We start from the raw sequence: 21858 nt of genomic DNA on the forward strand, positions 1-21858 counted from the left end.
GTAGCGGGCCGGGCACGACGGGCCAGGAAGACGCCACGCTGGAGATCAGCACATCCATCCTGGGCGAGCTGCCTTCGAACCTCTCGATCCGCGGAACGGGTGATATCGACATCGGCGTCGATACGGGCGACGGTTTCGACGGGTCGGCCTATGTGTTCGAGGCCGGTTCGGAGGTCGACGTTGAAATATTCGGTTCCGACGAAGCGGACCGGATCATCGGCACGTCGCAGGATGACGAGCTTTCCGGGGGCGACGGCAACGACACGCTAAGCGGCGGCGCGGGCCGCGACGAGCTCTACGGCGAGGCTGGGGACGACGTCCTCGTCGTCGCCGACCAAACAGCAAATGGCCAGGTTTTCGATGGCGGCGACGGCATCGACACGCTGCTCGTGCGAACCTCCTCGGGCACCGTCGTCAACGGTCCGGCCGGCACCGTCTTCCAGACCGGCTTGATCGGCACGACCACGCTGACGTCGATCGAGAAGCTGGCGTTCGATTCAGCCGCGGGGGAAAGCCAGAGCGTTATCGTCGGCCTGGGGCAGCTTTCCGGCACCGCGACCCTTGTCGGCAGCGCGGGCAACGACGCGCTGATCGCCGTCGCGAGCGGCGGCGGCAGCTTCACCCTGCCCGGCTTCACCCGCGAGAACTGGAACAGCTCGACCGATACGACGGCGCCCGGGGATACCGTGACCCTCGTCGCCACGGGCAATGCCAGCTACACGCTCAACGCCTCGGCCGGCCACGTCGGGATAGAGGCGCTCGTCGGCGGACTGGGCAACGACACGCTCAACGGCACCGACGGGGTGGAGATCCTCAACGGCGGCGGCGGCATCAACGTCATNGTCGGGATAGAGGCGCTCGTCGGCGGACTGGGCAACGACACGCTCAACGGCACCGACGGGGTGGAGATCCTCAACGGCGGCGGCGGCATCAACGTCATCAACGCCGGTGGCGGCAACGACCGGCTCGGCGCGGTGAACAATATCCCGGTCGGCGCCGACAGCCCCACCAACTTCACCTTCGCGGGCAGCCAGTTCAACGGCGGCGACGGCATCGATTATCTCGCCATCGGCGGCCATGTGAAGTTCGAAGGCAATGTCGACTCGATCGAAGGCATCGAGCTTCTACCCGGCTTCGCCCGTAGCGGGCCAGGCACGACGGGCCAGGAAGACGCCACGCTGGAGATCAGCACGGCGCATATCGACGGCTTCGCCGACGGGCTATCGATCCGCGGCACCGGCGACATCGACATCACCGTCGAAGCGGGCGACGATTTCGATGGCTCCGACCTCGTCTTCGAGATCGGCTCTAACATCGACGTCGAGATTTTCGGCTCCGATGAAGATGACCATATCGTCGGTACCGCGCAGGATGACGAGATCCGAGGTGGCGACGGCGACGATGTGATCGACGGCGGCGCCGGCGACGACGAGATCGCAGGCGGCGACGGTATCGACACCGTCGTCTTCGCCGGCGAAAAGGCCGGTTACAGCGTTAGCGCCGGTCCCGATGGTGCGGTCGTCATCGACGGGGACACCATCGCCGAGGTCGAGATATTCCGCTTCACCGACGGCGACTTCCGTTGGGACGGCACCGCGCTTGTCGCGATCCAGCCCGGAATACTGACCGGCACCTCCGGCAACGACATAATCACCGGAACCCCGGGAGCCGATATCATCAATGGCAGGGGTGGTATCGACAGCATCCAGGCGGGGAGCGGCAACGATCGCGTCGTGCTCGACGCCGCCATCTCCAACGGCGGCAGCTACGGCGGTGGCGATGGCGACGACACGCTCGAGCTGCACACGCTCGCCGGGGCACCCCGCGGTCCGATCGGCCCGACCACTCTGTATTCCGGCCAGGCCTTCTCCGGTTTCGAACGCGTCGAGTTCCATTCGGGCGCCGGCACGGTGCTGACGCTCGCTACGGGCTATCATGTCGTCAATTCGAACGGCACCTTCACCATTTCGGCACCTGCCCACATCACCGGCGGTGCGGGCATCGACAATTTCGTACTCGCGGCAGTCGGCGGCATGGGTGTCGATTCGAACATCGTCATGCCGACGATCAACGCGGTCGGCTGGTCCACGCCGTCATCAGCCTACAAGCCCGGTGACACCGTCATTCTTTCCGCATCCGATGGTGCGAATTATCAGCTCAGCGCCTCCGAAGACAACAGCGGCTTCCGCCAGGCTCTGTTCGGCAACGCCGGCAACGACACGCTCAACGGCGCGTCGGGCATCGACCTGCTCAACGGCAATGGCGGGACCAACGTGCTGCACGGCAATGACGGCAACGACGTACTCGTCATCGCCGGTGGCAACAGTGGCGCGGGCAGCCTGTTCGATGGCGGCACCGGCACCGACATCCTGTCGGTCGGTGGCGTCGTCGACTTCCAGGGCACGGTGCAGTCGATCGAGGGCATCTACCTGCAGCCCGCCTTCACCTCGGCTTCGCCCGGCACGCCCAGCCAGGGCATCGCCAATCTCACCATATCGGGCGACACGATCGGGGCGATGGCGTCGAACCTGCTCCTCGACGGAACGGGCGGCATCACCGTCAGCCTTGCCCCCGACGACGTCTTCACCGGATCCGGCTACAGCTTCGCGGCGGGATCGAGCATCCGCATCGCGGTCAATGGCGCGGGCGGCGCGGAGGCAATCACCGGAACCAGCCAGGGCGACAGCATCTCCGGCGGCGCGGGTAACGACACGCTGAACGGCGGCGGCGGTGGGGACACCATCGTCGGCGGCGACGGCGACGACGTGATAGACGGCGGCGCGGGAACCGATACCGCTCGCTTTGCCGGCAACCGAAGCGATTATGTCGTGGAGGCGGGCTCCAGCGGCAGCGTCCTCGTCGGCGGCGACCAGCTTTCGAACGTCGAGGTCTTCTCCTTCGCCGATGGCGATTACAGCTGGAACGGCACCGACCTGCTCGGCGCCAACCAAGGGACGATCGCCGACGGCTATATCAGCGGCGCCACGGTCTATATCGACGTCGACGGCAACGGCCAGCTCGACCTGGGCGAGGATTCCACGACCTCCGACGCCAACGGCAATTATACGCTGGTCACTTCCCAAACTGGCAGCCTGCGCGCCTTTGGCGGCACAAATATCGACACCAACCTCCCCAATCAGCTCAGCTTCGCGGCACCGAGCGGATCGACCGTCATCAACCCGCTGACGACGCTGGTCGAGACGCTGGTGGCGGGCGGGGCTTCGGCCAGCGACGCGGAAGTGCAGGTCAAGCAGGCCTTCGGCATCGATCCCGGAATCGACCTGCTGAAGCTCGACCTGGTGGGGGCGGCGACCACCGATGCCGATGGCCTCGCCGCGCAGAAGGCTGCGGTCGCGGTGGCGGAACTGCTCAACAGCGTGGCCGCCAATGACGGCGACATGGCGGCGGCGCTGGGCACGCTGGGCACGCTCGTCGCGGCGGGCGATCCGGTGGATCTCACCGACCAGCAGGTGCTGACCGACGTGATCGGCGCGGGGCTGGGCGACGCGACGCCCGAGGTGCTCGCCGCGATCGTCGAGCAGACGCAGGCGACGACCCAGGCGGTCGCCGATGCCGAAAGCATCACCGGCGTTACCGCCGTTCAAGCGAATAATCCGCCAATGGCCGCAGCCGACACCGCTTCGGTGGACGAGGACGCTACCGTCACCGGCAATCTGCTGGCCAACGACGCCACGGGCGAGAGCGATCCGGAGGCGCCCGACATATTGGCGCTGATCTCGGTCGCGGGACAGTCAATCACCGGCGCCACCGTCGTGCAGGGCCTTTATGGCACGCTGACCATCGACACCGATGGCAGCTGGTCCTACGCCGCCGATGGCGATCGCGTCGACGCGCAATCGGCCGGAGAAACGCTGACCGAAAGCTTCGCCTATACGGTCGGCGATGGACGCGGCGGGTCCGCCGGCGCGACGCTCGCGATCAGCATCACCACGATCGACGACGTCGTGACAACCAGCCTGACCCCCGGCCAGACGACGTTCACGGGCACGGCTGCCGACGACCGGATCATCGGCAACGGCAGCGCCGACAGCATCCGCGGCGGCGCAGGGGCGGACGCCATCGACGGCGGCGCGGGCGACGACTCGCTGGGCGGCGGTTCGGGCGACGACAGCCTGGTCGGCGGCAACGGCCATGACTGGCTCTACGGCGGCTACATGATGTCGGGGGACGGCGAGGGCGGCAACGACACGCTGTCCGGCGGTGCGGGCAACGACCACATCTACGGCAACAGCCTCAACGGCGCCGACAACGCTGCCGATGGCGACGACCTGATCGATGCCGGCGACGGCACCGACGTGGTGATAGGCAATGGCGGCGACGACACCATCTCCGGCGGTGCCGAGCGCGACCGGTTATATGGCAGCGAGGGCAATGACGACATCTCGGGCGGTACCGGCAACGATCATCTGAACGGCAATCAGGGCAACGACACCCTGTCGGGTGGCGACGGCGACGATATGGTGCGCGGCGGCAAGGACAATGACCGGCTGTCCGGCGATGCCGGCAACGATACGTTGCTGGGCGACCTCGGCAACGATAGCCTGGTCGCAGGCGACGGTGTCGACGAACTGACGGGCGGGGCGGGAGCGGATCTGTTCGATTTCGCTTCCGCGGGTGCCGGCAACCTCGACACCGTCGGCGCCTGGACGGCGATCACCGACTTCGAGCAGGGCAGTGACCGAATTCACCTCGGTTTCACGGTCTCGAGCGGCGAGGTGCTGTACGATGCGACCAACTACGCCTCCGTATCGGCGGCGCAGGCAGCCGCCGCAACGCTGTTGAACGGGCATATGGGTACGCAGGACGTGGCGGCGCTGCAGGTGGGGACCGATACTTACCTGTTCTACAATGCGGCGGGCTCGGCCGATCAAATAACGGCGGCAATAGCGATACGGGGGACGACTGCAGCCGATATTGATGCGCTCGACTTCGCAGCCTGACGAAGATGTCTCGCGGCGAGAACGGCCGCGGTCGCAGTCGGCATAGGACAAATTGACGGGCCAAGAGCTTTGATAGGATACCGCCACCCGCCGTCGAGGCTGCCTGGCGGCCCATGAGCAATGGATACTCCCCCGGCAGCAGGCCGACGCCGCAATCCGTCGTCGTCAGCGCCTGCGACCGGAACCTTGCCGCGACGAGTCCGCCATAGGGGAATGGTCGTCGCCATGAAGGACGACCGGCCCGTCGACCTCCCTTGCGGCCATTACGTCGTCGGGCACGAACCGGGCGGCCTGATCGAGATTGGCGATCGGACAACGACGATGGCGCACCGCTGACGTCCCCGGCCGATGCCAGAGGCGCATCATATCTTCCCAGCGGGCCTCGCCGATCCTTGCCGTGGTCGGAGCCTTGCAGGGACCTTCCTCGCGCCTCCCTGCTCGCCGGCGTTGCCGCAGTCGGCATGCTTTGATGCAAGCTTTTTTGCGGGCCGACTGGGGTGATGCTCGACCGGCGGCGTCCTCCCGGCAAACAGCATGAGTATCACGATGCGTATCGAGACCCTCAAAGCCTTCGTAACCGACCATTTCGCCGAACATCATGGCGCCACGCCTTGCACCGATTACGGGCATTGGCAGGCCATTCACACCCCCGCCGATCAACCCCTGGCCGCACTTGCCTATCGCTGCGCCGGTACCGAACGGCTGTTCCTGGAGGGCTATCTGGAGCTCCCGATCGAGACGCTGGTGTCGCAGGTCTTCGGACGGACGATCGAACGCGATGCGATCGTCGAGATCGGATGCCTGGCGGCCGCTCCGACCCCCGCGCTCTATCGGTTATGGCAGGAAGCGGCCCGCGATCTGGCCCTCCGGTACGACGTCGCGGTCGCCACGCTCACGCTGCCCTTGCGGCGCATGTTCGCGCGCGTTGGCATGCCGTTCATCGAACTGGCCTCGGCCGACCCGGGCAGGCTGAGCGCAGACATTCGCCATCAATGGGGGCGTTATTACGACAGCCAGCCGCTGCTCTGCGCAGGAGAGATCGGGACCGGTCTCTCCGCCCTGGCGGCCTTTGGCGGGGAGGAACGCCGATGAACCTCCTTCTTCAGGCGATCCTCGCCCGTGCCGAGCGCGAAGGCGCGCGGATCGCTTTGGGCGACGGCGTCCGCACGATCAGTTATCGCAGCCTGGCCGGGGAAATAGCAACGCTCGCGGCGCGCATCGCCGATGTGGCGGGGGATCGTCCGGGCAGCATCGCGATCGACCTCGACAACGGGATCGACTGGGTTTTGGCCGATCTTGCCATCATGGCGCTGGAGCGGGCCTGCGTTCCCCTGCCGAGCTTCTTCACCGCCGCGCAGTCGCAAGCCGCGTGCTCCGATGCCGGCGTCGTGGCGGTGATCGGCGCAGATGGGATCATCTCGTGCCAAGGAGCGACCGTCGAGCTGCCCGCGGAGACCGCGAAGATCAGCTACACCTCGGGGTCCACCGGGCGTCCCAAGGGCATCTGCCTCGACGACCAGCTGATGCTGGCCACCGCGCAAGCCGTGGTGTCACGGCTGGGCGAAGACATGGCCGGCACACATTTTCCGATCCTGCCGCTCGGCGTGCTCCTGGAAAATGTCGCCGGCCTATACTCTACCCTGCTCGCGGGCGGGTGCTATTCGGTGCGCCCGCTCGCCGACATCGGCCTGGCGGATCCCTTCCGCATCGACGATGCCGCCTTTGTCGGCGCGATTGCGGAGGCCGGAGCCAGCAGCCTCATCCTCGTCCCTGAATATCTCGGCCGCCTGGTCGATCGGCTGGAGCGGACGGGCGACCGCCTGACACGACTGAAGCTGGTCGCCGTCGGCGGAGCGCGCGTCCCCGTGGGCCTGCTCGAACGCGCGACCCGGGTCGGGCTGGCCGTCGTCCAGGGATATGGGCTGACCGAATGCGGATCGGTCGTCTGCCTCGAAGCGATCGGCGATGCCGACCGGGGGACGGTCGGACACCCGCTGCGCCACGCGCACATCTCCCTGGCCGACGATGGAGAGATCGTCATCGACGGTCATTTTCATCTGGGAACGGTCGGCAGCCCACGGCCAGATGGCCCGATCTTCACGGGTGACGTGGGCAAGCTCGATGAAACGGGCCGGCTTTCGATCGTCGGGCGCAAATCCAGTCTCATCATCACCAGCTTCGGCAGGAACATCGCGCCCGAGTGGGTCGAGGGCGAACTGACCGCCCAGCCGCAGATCGCACAGGCCATGGTCTATGGCGACGGAGAGTCCGACATCCGCGCCCTGATCGTCCCGTCGTCGCCATCCGCCGATATCTCGGCTGGGGTGGCGGCCGCCAATGCCGGCCTGCCCGGCTATGCGCGGGTCGAACATTGGGCGCCCAGCCGCCCGTTTCTCCCCACCGACGGGACGTTGACGGCGAACGGCCGCCTCCGCAGATCGGCCATTCTGGAACGAAACGCGCGGCTCCCCTTCTTCCAAAGGCTGTATGCCGAGACCGCGCCGGCCCGGGCCCGCATGCTGTCCGTCCCCCAGCTTCAGGCCGGGCTCGCCGGGCGGGTTAGCCGGGAGACCTATATCGGCTATCTTACCCAAGCCTATCACCATGTCCGGCACACGGTCCCGCTGATGCGGCTTGCCCGGGAACGGCTCGCCCACAAACCGGCTCTGGTCGCGGCCCTCGACGAATATATCGAAGAGGAGGAGGGTCATGAACAGTGGATCCTCGATGACATCGCGGCGGCCGGCGGCGACGCCGAAGCGGCTGTCGCCGAAGGACCGTCAACGGCCACCGCGCGCATGGTCGAGCATGCGTATGCCGTCCTGCGCGAAACCAATGCTGCCGCCTTCTTCGGCATGGTGTTCGTGTTGGAGGGCACCAGCACCGCACTGGCGACCAGCGGGGCGGATGCGGTTCGCTCGAGCCTTGGCCTGCCGGAATCGGCCTTCAGCTACCTGACATCGCACGGAGCACTCGATCAGGATCATATGCGCTTTTTCGAGAGGCTGGTGAACGCCCTCGACGATCGTGACGACGAGGACGCGATCCTGCGCATGGCCAACGATATTTTCGACCTCTTCGGCGGACTCTTCGCCGCCATTCCGATGGAGGATCTCAGTGAAGCGGCTTGACGGAAAGCGGATCGCCGTCACCGGCGCTGCCGGTGGCCTTGGCCGGCCTCTCGCCAGATTGCTGAAAGAACGGGGCGCGCATGTCGTCGGCATCGATCGGGTCGGGTGCCCGGCGTGCGACGAGAGCATCGTGACCGATCTGTCCGACGACGCTTCGCTCGCGGCCCTGGCCCGGGCACTGGCACAGGATACCCCCGACATCCTGGTCAATCTTGCCGGCGTCCTGCGGTTCGGCCTCCATGAGGATCAGCCGAGCGAGGCCCTCGCCCTGTGCTACCGCGTGAACCTCTATGTTCCCGCCATTCTCGCACAGGCGGTCGCCGCTCCGATGCGCGCTCGCGGCGCGGGGCAGATCGTCAACATCGGATCGGTGCTGGGGGCCATCCCCTATCCCTGGTTCGCGGCTTATTCGAGCAGCAAGGCGGGACTCGCGGCACTGAGCCAGAGCCTCCGGCGCGAACTGGCGGGAAGCGGCGTCGGTGTCACCCATGTCAGCCCGCGAGCGGCGAAGACCCCATTGAACGACAGCGAGGTCAATCGCTTTCTCGACATCGCGCGCATGAAAGCGGACGAGCCGGAAAAGGTCGCGCGTCGGATCGTCGAGGCGATCGTACAGCGCCGCGAGACGGTCACCATCGGATGGTTGGAACGGCTCTACGCGATCGTGAACGCCGTTGCCCCCAGCATCATCGACAATGGCATCGCGCCGCAAACCCGCCGCGCGCGCGCCGAGTTCTGTTGATCAAGCATAGGAGAGAAGTATGAAGACATATGCCATGCTGGCAGCGATGGTCGCGGCGGCTTTGTCCTGTGCGGCATCCGCCGGGATGCCGGAGGATGTGAAGTCCATCAACGACAACTGGGCGCGCATAGCCTATCAGATGAACGGTTCGAGCCACCAGACGACCGCTCTGGACCAGCTGGCGCATCAGGCCGATCTGGTCGTTGCCCGCTACCCGGGGCAGGCCGATCCGCTGCTGTGGCAGGGGATCGTCGTCAGCGAACAGGCCAACCGGGCCAATATCTTCCATAAGCTGGGTCTCGCGACGCGCGCCCGCGATATTCTCGCCCGTGCCTATGCCATCAATCCGAAGGCCGGGAATGGCGGAGCGGCGATGAGCCTCGGGGTTCTCTATTACAAGGTGCCGGGTTCGCCGATCGGCTTCGGCGATAGCGCACATGCCCGTCAATTGCTGCAGCAGGCGCTGTCCATCGATCCCGACGGGCTCGACGCCAATTATTTCTGGGGGGATTTCCTGTACGACCAGGGCGACAAGGCCGGCGCCAAAGCTGCGCTTCTCAAGGCGTTGCGAGCGCCCCACGATCCAAACCGCACGGTGTGGGATGCAGGCCGGCGACGGGAAGTGCAGGCCCTGCTTACGAAAATCGGCTGATGCGCCTCTCCCGGAGCCTCGCCCGTCAGCTTGCAGACCCGACGGGCATCGCCGGCACGCTCTGCGGCGCGGCGATGGACCTGGCCAATCGGGTGCCCATGCAAAAGGCGATAGATATACTCGCCCCCCTTTCGGGTGAGACCGTGCTGGATGCGGGTTGCGGCACGGGAGCAGCGAGCGCGGAAATGCTGCGGCGCGCCGACTGTCGCATCGTGGCCGTCGATCAGTCGGCTACCATGATCCACCGCGCCCGCGCGCGCCTGGCAAGGCGGGACAGGCACGGCGTGGTGGACCTCCACCGCGCGAAACTGGAAAGCCTGCCTTGTCGACCGGGCAGCATCGACGCCGCACTCGCGCTCAACATCCTCTATTTTTGCGAGCCGGACGGCGGGATGATCGCGGCTCTCCGCGAAGCCCTCCGGCCAGGCGGCCGCCTCGTCTGCTATGTCACCGATCGGCACGCTATGGAGCGATGGTCCTTCACCAGGGCCGGGCTTCACCGCCTCTACGACGGCAACCAGCTCGTGGCCGCCCTCGCCGGCGGCGGTTTCGACCCGGCGAACATCACGCTCGACACCAGATGGGTAGCCCCCGGGGTTCGCGGGCTTTTCGCGCTCGCCCACGCCGGTTGAAACGCGGGGCGGGTCAGTAGTGCATCTCGATGACGATCGACCTGTCCGGTTCGTCCACCGCGAAGCTCGACGGCGCGAAGCCCGGGGGTCCCATCACCCTGGGATTGTTCGACAGGCCCCAGCCCTCCTTGGGGAACATGCCCAACCTCAGGTCGAGCTTCCGATCGTCATTGGCGTCATGATAGGCCATCACCGCATATCGCCCCGGCGGAACATCCTGGAAATGGACCGATGCCGATCCGGTTCCGGCCGGTGCGCTCAAGACACGGAAGGCCTTGTCCTCGTGGCGGAACCCCTCCGCTCCGCGATACAGGACGAAGCGGATCGATCCGGGACCGGGCACGACGTGCGAGGCCGTGACCTCCAGATCGGCGGCATCGGCGATCGCGGGGAGCAGGCCAGCGCCGGCAAGCCCGAGACCGAGCACAACGCACATATGTCGGAAACGGCGATATTTCATCCAGATCTCCCCTCATGCTCGGACTGGCGGAGCCACGTCGATGCAACGACGCCGCCGACGATCCCCGCCCACAGCCCGGGAATATTTCGCCATGCCGATTTAATCGAGCCGACCTGTCGGCGAGCACTGTGGTTGCGTCGCTGCCGCGACGTCTCACCAGGCCGGTTCCGCTCGTAACCCCACTCTGGAGATAAGCCATGCATCGTCCGTCGATCGTCCTGGTCGCGTCGCTCGTCCTGATGGCCGCCGCCCCCGCCCCGACGACCAGGACCTACCCGCTCAAAAGCTCGACCGCCGGCGCCATTGGACAAGTGGCGCTGACCGACGCTCCGGGAGGCGTGATCGTGCGGGTCGAAGCCCATGGCCTCACGCCGGGTTGGCACGGCATCCATTTTCACGAAAAAGCCGATTGTAGCGATCCGATGTTCAAATCCGCCGGCGGCCACGTCCACATGACGACGCCCGCCGTCCATGGCCTGCTGAACCCGGCCGGAAATGATTTCGGGGATCTGCCCAACCTGTTCGCCGGATCGGATGGAACGGCGACGGCCGAATTCTTCTCGCCCTTCGTGGCCCTGCGGGCTGGAACGACGCGGGCGGATCTGCTCGATCCGGACGGGTCCGCGATCGTCGTGCATGCGAAAGCCGACGACTATCTGAGCCAACCGATCGGCGGGGCGGCGGAACGGGTGGCTTGCGCCGAGATCCGATAGATTTCGGGGCCGTTGGCGCGAACCACTGCCTGCTCGGAGGACCGATGGACCAACGGACCGATGCGGAGCAATCCGCCTCTTTTTCTGGCGACTTCGTCCCGCTAAAAGGGCAATGTCCCCGGACAGGCCGGCGCGGCGACGCCCGGCCGCTGCCCGGCGTGCGATGTGCACCAGTCGGGACTGAGGCCAGGAGGTCGGGCGTCGAAGAGCATCGCGATGATCCGGGCGGCCTCGCTGCCGTCCTGACGACCAGCCGCCCCCAACTCATACGCTTCTTCACGAGCCGCACCGGCAGCCCCGCGGAGGCCGAAGATGTCGTTCAGGAGATATGGTTGCATGTGGCGCGGTCCGATACCGGTCCGGTCGCCAACCCGATCGCCTTCTTCCACCGCGTCGGCATGAACATCGTGCTCGATCGCCTCCGGGAGCGGCAGCGCCGCGCCAGGCGGGAACAAGGCTGGTCCGACGTGGCGATCGAGCGGCAGGGGGGCGAGGCGACCGACGATGCCCCTTCGCCCCACGAGATCGTCGATGGCCGACAGCAGGCAAAACGCCTCGCCGCGGCGATCGAAGCGTTGCCGCCCGGGGCCGGGCGCGTCTTTCGCCGGCACAAGATCGATGGGTTGAGCCATGCCGAGGTGGCGGCCGAGTTCGGCATTTCCCGCAGTGCGGTCGAAAAGCATATCGCCGTCGCTTTGCGCCATCTGCGGGAGGCTATGCAGAGATGACGCGTTTATCGACTGAGGTGGCTATCGGCTGGCGGCGTCTGATTGAAAAGGGGGTGACGACCATGAACGGGAGGTCGACATGACGGTGCCCACCACGAAGGAGGGCGATATGACGGCGCAGGCGGCGGAATGGCACGCTCGCCTCGACGCGCCCGATATGGATTGGGACGCATTCGCTGCGTGGCTGGACGCCCATCCCGCCCATCGCGATACCTATGACGCGATCGCGATGCTCGATGCCGATATCGGCGATCAGCGCGACGCCATCCTCGCGGCGCTTCCCGCCAATGACGCCGCAGACGGCGATATCCTCCCCGTCCAGCGCCGCCGATGGTGGGTTGGTGGCGCTATCGGGGCGGTCGCCGTCATCGCCGCCATGATCGCGCCGCAGATCGCGACGGTCACACCGGCCAGGACGGTAGCCTATCGGACCGGTCCTTCCGAAACGCGGCAGATAGATCTCAAGGACGGAAGTCATATCCTGCTGGACCGCAACTCCCAGCTCCAACTCGCGGACGGCGCATCGCCCCGCGTGGAGATGCAGAGGGGCGCTGCCTATTTCGACGTCAGGCACGATCCGGCTCGCGCGTTTCTCATCCAGGCGGACGGCTACGAGGTTCGCGATATCGGCACCAAATTCGATCTTGCCGTCGCGCCGGCCAAGCTTCGCGTTGCCGTGAGCGACGGCAGGTTGACCATCGCGCCTATGGGCGGCAGCGGTACGACGGTTACCGCCGGGGAACGAATCGACGTCGCGACCGGGACCGGCGAAGCCAGAGTGGTTCCCGTCGCGGCCGCCAGCGTCGGTTCGTGGCGCAAAGGGCAGCTCGTCTATCAGGATATGCCCCTCGCGCTGGTCGCCACCGATCTGGCGCGCTATGTCGGTCGCCCGGTCGAGGTCGATCCGACGATTGGCGATTTGCGGGTTTCGGGGGTGCTTGCGATCAGTGATGGTGCCGGGCTTGTTCAACAGATCGAGGCCCTGCTGCCCGTCAAGGCGGTGGCGGCCAATGGTATCGTTCGCCTGGTCGGGAGCGGCGCTCGCTAGTCTCGCCCTAAGTTCCGCCCATGCCACGCCGCGCAGGATCGACATCGGGGCTGGTTCGCTGCCATCGGCGCTCGCCGATCTCTCGAGCCAGACCGGGATCTCGGTCGGTCTCGCCGGAACGATTCCGCCGCATCCCACGCCGCGCATTCGCGGGACGATGGAGCCCGAGAAGGCCCTGCGGCGTCTGCTGAAAGGGTCGGGTCTGCGCGCGATCCGCGCAGGCCCCGCAATCTGGCGGCTGGAACGTCCGGTCGCCAATACCCCGCCGACCGCTCGTCCGCCGGTCACGGCGACGTTCGACGACATCGTCGTCACGGGACGCAAACGGGACGAGTGGCTGAGCGAAGTGCCGGTCGCGATCAGCGTGGTTCGACCCGACATGGCCGGCGACATGGCCGCCCGTCGCGGCATCCATGACCTGCTGGCGTTTGCCGAAGGCGCGTTCACGACAAATTTGGGCCCCGGGCGCGATCGGATTTTCCTGCGCGGCGTCGCCGACAGCGCCTTCAACGGTTCGACGCAGTCGACGGTCAACCTCTATCTGGACGATGCGCGGGTCAGCTACGCGACACCGGACCCCGACCTGCGCCTTCTCGACATCGATCGGATCGAGCTTTTGCGCGGCCCGCAGGGTGCGCTGTACGGTTCGGGCGCGCTCGGGGGGATCGTCCGGATCGTGCCCAAAAAGCCCGATCTCCAGAACTGGTCGGGCATGGCCGCTATCGAGGGAGCGGCGATTGCCCATGGTGGGCTCGGTGGCGTCGCGGAAGGGGCGACCAACGCGCCGATCATCACCGACAGATTGGCCCTGCGGCTGGCCGCCTATGCCGACCAGGGCGGCGGCTGGATCGACGATCGCGGACGCGACCGGAAGGACGTCAACCGCAGCCGGCGCTATGGCGGGCGCGCGACCGTCGGATGGCGGTTCGCCGATGGATGGCATGTCGATATGGGGCTCACCGCGCAATGGCTCAACGTCCGCGACGGTCAATATGCGTTTCGGCGGCTGGAGCGGAGCACGGCCCTCGCGGAGCCGCATGACAACGACTTCCTGGCTGCCACGGCGACGGTCCGGGGGAAGGTCGGGTCGCTCGATCTCCTCTCGTCCACGGCCTATGTCACCCATGAGTTCAGCAGTGTCTACGACGCGACCTCCCAGGCGGCCTCGCGCGGCCTGTCGGCCCCGCTCGGTTTCGAGGAACTGCGCGTTCTGCGCCTCGGCACACAGGAAATGCGGCTGAGCGATCCGGTCGCGCATCGGCCCTGGGTCGCGGGGCTGACCCTGCTGCAGGCTGAGAATACGCTCCGCGACAGCTTCCTGCCGGCGGCATCGCCCGCCATGCGGATCGTCTCGCAACATAATGACAGCCTGGAGACCGCACTGTTCGGCGAGATCACCCAGCCCCTCGGGCAAGACTGGTCGTCGACGCTCGGCGCGCGGGCCTATCTCGCTCGAGTCGACAATGAGCAGGACGGTCAGGCCAGGCGGCGCGCGCGCAGGAGCGGAATCACCCCGAGCCTGAGCCTCTCCTGGCATCCTGCCGACCGCGCGATAGTCTGGATCCGCTATTCGGCCGCAGTGCGTCCCGGCGGGATCAATCCAGAGGGCGACCCCCGGTCGCGGTCGTTCCGGTCGGACGATCTGAAAAGCATCGAACTGGGCTGGCGCCTGACATCGGATAACGGCCGTTTTCGGCTGAACGGAAATCTGTTCGGACTTCGCTGGGAAAATGTCCAAAGCGACGTGCTCGGCATGGACAGCCTCGTCAGGACGATCAATGCGGGCAACGCGCGCAATCTGGGCGCCGAGCTATCGGGGGAAGTGCGCCTCGGGGCCTTCCGTCTCGAGACCAATCTCACCGTCCAGCACGGCAGGCTCAATCGTCCTTCGGCGGCGGCCAACGCGCTCGGCGACGACAACCGGCTTCCGGTTCTGCCAGACTATGCCGGCGGCCTCAAACTCTCCTATGTCCGCCCCGTCGGCGACGTCCCGTTCCGCGGATTCCTGTCGGTCCGGTATACCGGCTCCGCCAGGTTGAGCTTCGATCCCTCGCTCGGCCACCCGACGGGCGACTTCTGGGTGAGCGACATCGGCGCCGAAGTTACGGATGGCGACTGGAAGGCCGGGATCACGATCACCAACCTCCTCGACCAGCGCGAGAACAGCTTCGGTTTCGGCAACCCCTTCACCCTGCGATCCATCGACCAGCGCACCCCTCTTCAGCCGCGCACGCTGACGGTGCGGGTGCAGAAAAACTTCTAACCGGGCTGGGGTGCCCGGCCGCTCACGCCGGCTCTCGCCGCAAGCGGGGAGAGAGCGATGCGGACATATCGAGCGGTAGCCGTGTTTGTCATGGCGGCGGCGATCGGCTCGCCCGGCGAGGCCAAGTCATTCCACCATTGGGATCAGGCCAGCACGGCCACCGCAGGCGCCATCGCCGCGCTCGCGCTCGAATCCCGCTCGTCAAATCCGATCCATCCGGGATGGCACAGTCCGGCCTCAGCATGGCGGCAGCCACCGGAACCGCCTTCGCGCTGAAGTCGATGATAAGCGAGCGACGGCCGGACGGGAGCGACCGTCACAGCTTTCCGTCGGGTCATGCGAGCTTCTCCTATGCCGCGGCGGCATCCCTGGAGAACCGATATGGCTGGCAGGTGGGATTGCCCGCCTTCGCGCTCGCTAGTTTTGTCGGCGTAGCGCGGGTCGAAGCGAAACGGCACCATTGGTATGACGTCGCCGCCGGGGCGGCGATCGGATCCGCCTCGGGCTTCCTGCTGACGCACCGGGCCGACCGCCCGATCGATGTCTCGGCCTGGGGTGGCGCGACCGGGGGCGGCCTGGCGCTGAGCGCCCGCTTCTAGCGACACCAACCGATTCAGCGCCCGGCATGCCGGGTCTTATCCGCGGATAGACTTCCTGGCCGCTGCGGACCTCCGCGCTCAGATGGCGCGGTGCCGTGCGAGAGGGATATCTCGCCGGGTTCTCGCGACCAGATCGGCGTCGAAATTGGTAACTGCGATACCATCTCCATCGGAAACCTGCGCCACCTTATGACCCCAGGGATCGACGATCATGGAGTGCCCGTAGGTGAAGTGCGGCTGCCCGTTTCGTGGCACCGAACCGCAGCTGCCGGCCGCCGCCAGATAGCATTGCGTCTCGATCGCACGCGCACGGATCAGCGGCTCCCAATGGTCCTTGCCGGTCTGCAGGGTGAAGGCCGCGGGTAGCGCGATCACCTGCGCGCCCTTGTCGACCAGCGACCGGAACAGTTCGGGGAAGCGCAGATCATAGCAGATGGCGCAACCGAACGTCACGCCGTCTACCTCATAGACGACCGTGGTATCGCCGGCGCGCACCGTTTCCGATTCGAGATATTGCGCGCCGTCGGGACCGGTGATGTCGAACAGGTGGATCTTCCGATACCGGGCGATCTCATTGCCCCAGCGATCGAAGGCGATCGAGCTATTGGCGACACGACCGTCCTCCGGCAAAGCCTCGTAGATGCTGCCGGCATGAACGTTCACGCCATATTCGCGCGCGAAGTCCCGGCACATCCGATAAGCCGGGCCTTCCCCCAATATTTCCGCGGAAGCCAGCCGGCCTTCCCTGTCGCCGCCCGCCCACTGGAAATGCTCGGGCAGCAGCAGCCAGGTCGCGCCGTCGCGCGTGACGGCGACCTCCATCAGATCGCGCGCGGTGGCGATGTTGCGGGCGACGTCCGCGGTCGAGTTCATCTGAACGACGGCAAGCTTCATTGTCATTGATCACCATTCCTGAACATCGCCGCCGCCCCACTATGCCGTGCAAGCGATTCGCCGGAGGACACCATGTCGAGCATCCTCGCGCCGTTGCGCTGCTTCTCGATCGCAAGCGTCGCGACCGAGAGGACTTCGTGCGGCGGCAGCACGAGGACCCCGTCGTCGTCGCACAGCACCGCGTCGCCGGGCATGACCACCACGCCGCCGACCGATACCGGCACGTTGATGCGGCCGCCGATACCGCGCGTATAGGTGGTGCGGCCGCTGATACCCCGGCTCCACACCTCCAGCCCCAGCTTGCGCAGCGCCGCGCTGTCGGTGCAGGGGCCATCGACCACCACGGCCGCGGCACCGGCGCATTTGGCGGCATGGGCTACCCCCTCCCCGATGCAGGCGATGCCGTCATCACCGAGCCGATCGATCACCAGCACGTCGCCGGGCCGGACCAGGTCGATCGCCTTGTGCAGTGCCGAATTGTCGGCGCTCGGACAGGCCACGGTTACCGCGGTTCCCGCGACGGTCCGGCCGGGCACCAGTCGCTGGATCCGATGATCGCAGAAGCCCCAGGCCCGCCAATGACCGACCGTTGCCACTTCGACGTCGATCAGTTGCCGGAGCAGCGCCTGATCCAGCTGGGGCGGCATCGCGCCAATCTCAAAACCGCTCAACGAGGCCCCCATCATAGGAAGTCATTCCCGACCGCTCCGTTCAATATTTGTAGCTGAGTTCGACACCGTAGAAGCGCGGCAGGCCGTAGACGCCCTGGTTGACGCCCCCCGACTGTCGCTTGAACAGGAAGAAGGCCTCGTTGGTGGCGTTCCGGACATAGGCGAAGATGCCCAGCGTGTTGCCGTCCGGCGTCAGGTCACGCTCGAAGCCGGCGCGCCCGTTCAGCAGCCAATAGCCATTCTCGACGTTCTGCGGGTTGTTCGCCGCGTCGAAATAGGTCTTGCCCTGGTAGCTGGCGTCGGCGTGGACGACGACCCGCCACCGGTCGCTGATCTCGCCGCGATAATCGACCGCGATCGAGCCGGTATATTTCGGCGCCTGCTCGGTGAAGTTGCCGCTATAGTCGGCGCCGGCCAGGGTCGCCCGCGGGAAGTTTCGATATTTCGCATCGAGATGGGCGAACGAACCCGACAGCGTCCAGCCCCCGGCAAGATGCAGCGAGCCGTCGAGCTCGATACCCCGGGTCCGCGACGAGGCGGCGTTGTCGATCGTCGTAAAGGGTTGCAGGCCGGCACCAGGATCGTTGAATTGAAGGACCTGGCGATCCGAATAGTCGAGCTGGAAGACCGCGATGTTGAACTGCAGGGCGCGGTCCAGCGCCCGCAGCTTGAGGCCGGCTTCGTAATTGGTGACCGATTCCGGCCGGAACTGGATGGTATCGACCGTATAGGCGGCGGCGCCGAGCGTATCGACGTTGAAGCCGCCCGACTTGAACCCGCGCGACACGGTCACATAGGTCGATGCGTCAGGCGAGAATTTATATTTGACGCTGCCCGTCCACGACACAGCGTCATCCTTGCGGTGCAGGTCCGGAAAACTGAAGCGGAGCCGCGCATTGCTCGTATGGCCCTGGAAGGACTGCCCGTCCTTGACCTCGCTGTTGTAGCGGGCGCCGGCGTTCAGGGTCAGCCGGTCGGTGAGGTCGAAGTCGCCGTTCAGATAGCCCGCATAGGTATTGGTCAATATCTCCGAGTCCAGCGTCGTGGTCTGGCCGAGATTGAACAGCGCCCGGTACTGACTGGCATCCTGGCGGCTGTAGAACAGGCCGGCGACGAAGCGCAGCCGGCTCCTGGCCGGCGAGACCAGCCGAAGCTCCTGCGTCAGGAAGCTGCTATGGTCCTGATAGGGGCCGGAGTGCGAGATGTCGGCGCGCACCGAGTCGCTGTCCGCATTCATGTCGGTCTCGACCCTGCGGTAGGAACTGATCGACTTGACCGAGAAGTCCCCGCCCAGATCATAGTCCACCGTGGCGTTGGCGCCGTAGACGTCGCGGTTGTTGAAGGCGGGCTCGGCGGCGCTGATGGTGAAGCGGTCGGGCGGAATGTCCTGCGCGGCATAGCCGATGAACGGCGCGACATTTTGATTGAGCGCTTCCTGCCGGCGATCGCGGGTCGCGTCGCCGCTCAGGTTGACTTCGAGCCGCTCGGTCGGCGTCCAGCGCAGCTGCAGGCGGCCGCCGAGCCGGTCCTGCCCGTTCACATGGATCTTCTTGAAACTGTTGTAGAGATAGCCGCGCGAGTTCCAGCTGCTGATGCTGGCTCCGGCCGCCAGCGTGTCGCTCAGGGGGCCCGACAGCGCGGCCTGGGTCCGCGCCGTGCCGTAGTTGCCGTAGTTCAGCGTGGCCTTTGCCCTGATCTCGTCGGAGGGTTTCTCCGTCGTGATGTTGATCGCGCCGCCGATCGTGTTGGTGCCGAACAGCGTGCCCTGCGGGCCGCGCAGCACTTCGACCTGGGCGATGTTCGCCAGATCCATGTTGAACGCGTTGGAGCGGCCGATGGTCACGCCGTCGATCGTGATCGACACCCCGCTTTCCAGTGCGATGTTCCGGGAATCGCCGCCGACGCCCCGGATCGACACGTAGGTCTGAAACGATCCACGTTCCTGATAGAAAAGCCCGGGCACGCCGTTCTGGATGTCCTGCAGGCCCTTGACGTTCTGCGCCGTCAGCGCGTCCGCGGTAAGGACCGAGAGCGCGATCGGAACGTCGATCGTGCTTTCGTTGCGCTTGCGGGCAGTGACGATGATGTCACCCCCATCCGAAGGGGACGAAATTCGCCCGCCATCTTTCAAATCGGGCGAAGTGGTTTGAGATAAAGCCTGGCCACCGACGATATTCGCGACGGCAATAGCTATAAGGCTGGAATTTTTTACTACCGATCGTGGAAACCCCTGAAATGTTTTCATGATGGAAGAGCCCCTTTTTCTCATTTGGTCGACCCTTGTGTGACAAAGGGGTGACGGCGCTTGCAAGTTTTTAATATTTAGCCGATCTATCAAGAAAGTTTATGGAAATGACCCTGCGGACGATGAAGGACCGCGATGAACATCTCTTTTCTTGAAACTTTCTACTGGCTCGGCACGCTCAAGAGCGTGAAGGAGACGGCCGCGCGGATGCGGATCAGCCAGCCGGTCGTGTCGATGCGCATGGCGGCGCTCCAGCGCGCGCTCGGCACCGAACTCTACAAGACCAATGGCCGCAAGATCGAGCTAACCGCTACCGGAATCCGGGTGCTGCGCAAATGCGAGGCGATCGTCCCGCTCGCCACCGAATTGCAGGAGGAGGTTCGCAAGGGCGACGGGGATCTCAGCATCGTCCGGGTAGGCGCGACCGAGGTCGTCGGCCTGTCCTGGTTGCCGGCCCTGATCAATCATCAGAAGCATCACCACCCCGACATTTCGCTGAGCATCAAGACCGGCATGGCCCATGGGCTGGTCGAGGCGCTCCGCCGGGACGAGATCGACATCGCCTTCGTGATCGGCCCGATCGAGGACCCGACCCTGTCGAGCGAATATCTGTGCGATTATACGATCAAATGGCTGGCCGCCCCCGCAATGGTCGAAGGGGCGATGCCGACCAGCGTGGTCGACCTTGCCCGCTTCCCGATCATCCAGTCGCGGCAATCATCCTATCGCTACCAGAAGATCCTCGAATATTTCCGGTGGCATAATGTCTCGCTGATCGAGGGACTGACTCCCAATCACTGGGTCGATGTCGGGTTCGAGACGATGCACTGCGCCCACTTCGCCAGCGAAGGGGTCGGCGTGACCGCGGTGCCGGTTGCCACCGTCGCCGGGCAGTTGCGGCTCGGCCGTCTCGTCGAACTGCCGATCAAGCAGGAAATTCCGGCCTGGGAAGTGATCGCCCTCTATCGCCGGCACGACAATGCCGACACGATCGCCAAGGTCGTGCACTCGGCCCGCGCGGCGGTCGCGCGCTTCGCCGAGACGGCCGATCCTGCGCATTTCCGCCCTCGGGATTGATAGCTTACAGCCTATCAATCCTCCAATAATCTGATTTATTCATAGCGGAAATCGCGCATAAGGATCGTCGCTCCACACAGGAGTTGTCCATGACCGCGATTCTCAAAGAACGACCCGCAGCGCTTGGCGAAGCCGCCGGGATCACCGTCCTTCCCAATGCGCAGGGCACGATGCTCGGCGCCGACATCGTCGGCTTCGATTTCGACGCGCTCCTGCCCGAACAGGTCGCCGCGGTTCGCGCCGCCTGGATCCGCCACGGGGTGGTCCGATTCCGCGGCACGCAGATCACCGACGAACAACATATGCGCTTCACCGCGCTGCTGGGCGAGTTCGTGAAACATCCCCGTCAGCTGAAAGGCGAGGAAGGCGCGCATGACCGCTATGAGGAGATCCTCATCATCGGCAACGGCAAGCGCGACGGCAAGGTGGTCGGCACGATGGCCAACAACGAAGCGCAGTGGCATACCGATACCTATATTTACGATCGACCGCCGGCCGCGGCCCTGCTGCGCGCCATGCAGCTGCCGAGCAGTGGCGGCGACACCTATTGGGCGGACATGTACGCCGTCTATCAGGCACTGCCGGTCGCCGTCCGCAAGGTGATCGAAGGCCGGCTCATCCAGCTCGACATCGTCTATGACGGCTCCAACCGCGTTCGCGTCGGCCAGCAGGAGCCGGACAGCGACGATATCCGGCTGTGGGCGGGCATCCGCCACCCGATCGTCCGCACCCATGGGGAATCGGGCCGCAACTGCGTCTATATCGGGTCCGAGAAGCGCTCGAACTGGATCGTCGGACTTCCGCTCGACGAGAGCAACGCTATCCTGGCCGAGATCATGGACCATGTCCGCAACCCCGCGCACCAGTGGATGCAGGTCTGGCAGCCGCACGACATGGTGATGTGGGACAATCGTTGTACCATGCATCGCCGCAACGGCTGGTCGGCCGAAGAGACCCGCATCATGCATCGCACCACCACGAGGGGGGAACGCCCGCACTATGTCTGCTGACCAGGGATGAGCGGCTCGACGCCGCCCTCGAC

18 protein-coding genes are annotated in these 21858 nt (G+C 65.7%); 14 read left to right on the forward strand and 4 right to left on the reverse strand.

Features of this window, described 5'->3' with window-relative positions:
- Positions 1–152: 152 nt before the first annotated feature.
- The 7 genes from ASE22_RS28030 to ASE22_RS19930 all read left to right on the forward strand — a co-directional run.
- Positions 153–841: calcium-binding protein (locus ASE22_RS28030; protein WP_443028911.1), on the forward strand; the 689-nt coding region annotated here is incomplete at its 3' end.
- Positions 842–848: 7 nt separating this feature from the next.
- The gene (locus tag ASE22_RS28035) at positions 849–4961 is read left to right on the forward strand and encodes a beta strand repeat-containing protein (RefSeq protein WP_443028912.1); all 4113 of its coding nucleotides are present in this window, start codon (positions 849–851) and stop codon (positions 4959–4961) included.
- Positions 4962–5507: 546 nt separating this feature from the next.
- Entirely contained in the window at positions 5508–6053 is a 546-nt protein-coding gene (locus ASE22_RS19910; protein WP_162248208.1) for a thermostable hemolysin, read from the forward strand.
- Complete coding sequence (locus tag ASE22_RS19915) at positions 6050–8092, forward strand: AMP-binding protein (RefSeq protein WP_056363756.1); 2043 nt, start codon at positions 6050–6052, stop codon at positions 8090–8092. The genes ASE22_RS19910 and ASE22_RS19915 overlap by 4 nt, the downstream gene beginning before the upstream one ends.
- Positions 8079–8834, forward strand: coding sequence for an SDR family NAD(P)-dependent oxidoreductase (locus tag ASE22_RS19920; RefSeq protein WP_056363757.1), 756 nt, complete (start codon positions 8079–8081; stop codon positions 8832–8834). Before ASE22_RS19915 ends, ASE22_RS19920 begins: the two co-directional genes overlap by 14 nt.
- Positions 8835–8868: 34 nt before the next feature.
- Positions 8869–9486 (forward strand): tetratricopeptide repeat protein, encoded by a 618-nt coding sequence (locus ASE22_RS19925; protein ID WP_056364160.1) that lies wholly within the window; start codon positions 8869–8871, stop codon positions 9484–9486.
- A complete protein-coding gene (locus ASE22_RS19930; RefSeq protein WP_056363759.1) occupies positions 9486–10118 on the forward strand; it encodes a class I SAM-dependent methyltransferase in 633 nt (210 codons plus the stop codon). Before ASE22_RS19925 ends, ASE22_RS19930 begins: the two co-directional genes overlap by 1 nt.
- Before the next feature lie 13 nt (positions 10119–10131).
- Here ASE22_RS19930 and ASE22_RS19935 read toward each other — a convergent pair whose 3' ends face one another.
- Positions 10132–10578: a DUF2141 domain-containing protein gene (locus ASE22_RS19935; RefSeq protein ID WP_200933141.1), complete on the reverse strand. Its 447-nt coding sequence runs from the start codon at positions 10576–10578 to the stop codon at positions 10132–10134.
- Between the two features lie 311 nt (positions 10579–10889).
- Between ASE22_RS19935 and ASE22_RS19940 the strand changes: the two genes are divergently transcribed.
- From ASE22_RS19940 to ASE22_RS19965, 5 genes are all read left to right on the forward strand, one after another.
- Positions 10890–11291, forward strand: coding sequence for a superoxide dismutase family protein (locus ASE22_RS19940; RefSeq protein WP_200935114.1), 402 nt, complete (start codon positions 10890–10892; stop codon positions 11289–11291).
- Between the two features lie 44 nt (positions 11292–11335).
- Positions 11336–12019 (forward strand): RNA polymerase sigma factor, encoded by a 684-nt coding sequence (locus ASE22_RS19945; RefSeq protein ID WP_082545396.1) that lies wholly within the window; start codon positions 11336–11338, stop codon positions 12017–12019.
- A 79-nt stretch (positions 12020–12098) separates the two neighbouring features.
- The gene (locus ASE22_RS19950; RefSeq protein WP_056363764.1) at positions 12099–13067 is read left to right on the forward strand and encodes a FecR family protein; all 969 of its coding nucleotides are present in this window, start codon (positions 12099–12101) and stop codon (positions 13065–13067) included.
- Entirely contained in the window at positions 13030–15330 is a 2301-nt protein-coding gene (locus ASE22_RS19955; protein WP_056363766.1) for a TonB-dependent receptor domain-containing protein, read from the forward strand. The genes ASE22_RS19950 and ASE22_RS19955 overlap by 38 nt, the downstream gene beginning before the upstream one ends.
- Before the next feature lie 221 nt (positions 15331–15551).
- Positions 15552–15929: a phosphatase PAP2 family protein gene (locus ASE22_RS19965; protein WP_082545395.1), complete on the forward strand. Its 378-nt coding sequence runs from the start codon at positions 15552–15554 to the stop codon at positions 15927–15929.
- 78 nt (positions 15930–16007) lie between these two features.
- Here ASE22_RS19965 and ASE22_RS19970 read toward each other — a convergent pair whose 3' ends face one another.
- The 3 genes from ASE22_RS19970 to ASE22_RS19980 all read right to left on the reverse strand — a co-directional run bounded on the left by ASE22_RS19970 (position 16008) and on the right by ASE22_RS19980 (position 19625).
- Positions 16008–16829, reverse strand: a complete 822-nt coding sequence (locus tag ASE22_RS19970; RefSeq protein ID WP_200933139.1) for a carbon-nitrogen hydrolase family protein — start codon at positions 16827–16829, stop codon at positions 16008–16010.
- A complete protein-coding gene (locus ASE22_RS19975; protein WP_156397192.1) occupies positions 16826–17470 on the reverse strand; it encodes an RraA family protein in 645 nt (214 codons plus the stop codon). Before ASE22_RS19975 ends, ASE22_RS19970 begins: the two co-directional genes overlap by 4 nt.
- Before the next feature lie 64 nt (positions 17471–17534).
- On the reverse strand, positions 17535–19625 hold the full coding sequence (locus ASE22_RS19980) for a TonB-dependent receptor (protein ID WP_056363774.1): 2091 nt from the start codon (positions 19623–19625) through the stop codon (positions 17535–17537).
- Positions 19626–19874: 249 nt separating this feature from the next.
- Between ASE22_RS19980 and ASE22_RS19985 the strand changes: the two genes are divergently transcribed.
- Positions 19875–20816: a LysR family transcriptional regulator gene (locus tag ASE22_RS19985; RefSeq protein WP_056363776.1), complete on the forward strand. Its 942-nt coding sequence runs from the start codon at positions 19875–19877 to the stop codon at positions 20814–20816.
- 89 nt (positions 20817–20905) lie between these two features.
- Entirely contained in the window at positions 20906–21826 is a 921-nt protein-coding gene (locus tag ASE22_RS19990; protein ID WP_200933138.1) for a TauD/TfdA dioxygenase family protein, read from the forward strand.
- Positions 21827–21858 lie beyond the last annotated feature (32 nt).

The sequence above is a fragment of the Sphingomonas sp. Root720 genome, assembly GCF_001428605.1.
Taxonomy (GTDB): domain Bacteria; phylum Pseudomonadota; class Alphaproteobacteria; order Sphingomonadales; family Sphingomonadaceae; genus Rhizorhabdus.

What these genes read in the sequence shown, in the direction of transcription:
- ASE22_RS19925 (WP_056364160.1), top strand. Translation starts at nt 8,869, where the DNA reads ATGCTGGCAGCGATGGTCGCGGCGGCTTTGTCCTGTGCGGCATCCGCC.
- ASE22_RS19950 (WP_056363764.1), top strand. Translation starts at nt 12,099, where the DNA reads ATGACGGTGCCCACCACGAAGGAGGGCGATATGACGGCGCAGGCGGCG.
- ASE22_RS19990 (WP_200933138.1), top strand. Translation starts at nt 20,906, where the DNA reads ATGACCGCGATTCTCAAAGAACGACCCGCAGCGCTTGGCGAAGCCGCC.
- ASE22_RS19910 (WP_162248208.1), top strand. Translation starts at nt 5,508, where the DNA reads ATGCGTATCGAGACCCTCAAAGCCTTCGTAACCGACCATTTCGCCGAA.
- ASE22_RS19955 (WP_056363766.1), top strand. Translation starts at nt 13,030, where the DNA reads ATGGTATCGTTCGCCTGGTCGGGAGCGGCGCTCGCTAGTCTCGCCCTA.
- ASE22_RS19985 (WP_056363776.1), top strand. Translation starts at nt 19,875, where the DNA reads ATGAACATCTCTTTTCTTGAAACTTTCTACTGGCTCGGCACGCTCAAG.
- ASE22_RS19930 (WP_056363759.1), top strand. Translation starts at nt 9,486, where the DNA reads ATGCGCCTCTCCCGGAGCCTCGCCCGTCAGCTTGCAGACCCGACGGGC.
- ASE22_RS19915 (WP_056363756.1), top strand. Translation starts at nt 6,050, where the DNA reads ATGAACCTCCTTCTTCAGGCGATCCTCGCCCGTGCCGAGCGCGAAGGC.
- ASE22_RS19945 (WP_082545396.1), top strand. Translation starts at nt 11,336, where the DNA reads ATGGACCAACGGACCGATGCGGAGCAATCCGCCTCTTTTTCTGGCGAC.
- ASE22_RS19975 (WP_156397192.1), bottom strand. Translation starts at nt 17,470, where the DNA reads ATGCCGCCCCAGCTGGATCAGGCGCTGCTCCGGCAACTGATCGACGTC.
- ASE22_RS19970 (WP_200933139.1), bottom strand. Translation starts at nt 16,829, where the DNA reads ATGACAATGAAGCTTGCCGTCGTTCAGATGAACTCGACCGCGGACGTC.
- ASE22_RS19935 (WP_200933141.1), bottom strand. Translation starts at nt 10,578, where the DNA reads ATGAAATATCGCCGTTTCCGACATATGTGCGTTGTGCTCGGTCTCGGG.
- ASE22_RS19965 (WP_082545395.1), top strand. Translation starts at nt 15,552, where the DNA reads ATGGCACAGTCCGGCCTCAGCATGGCGGCAGCCACCGGAACCGCCTTC.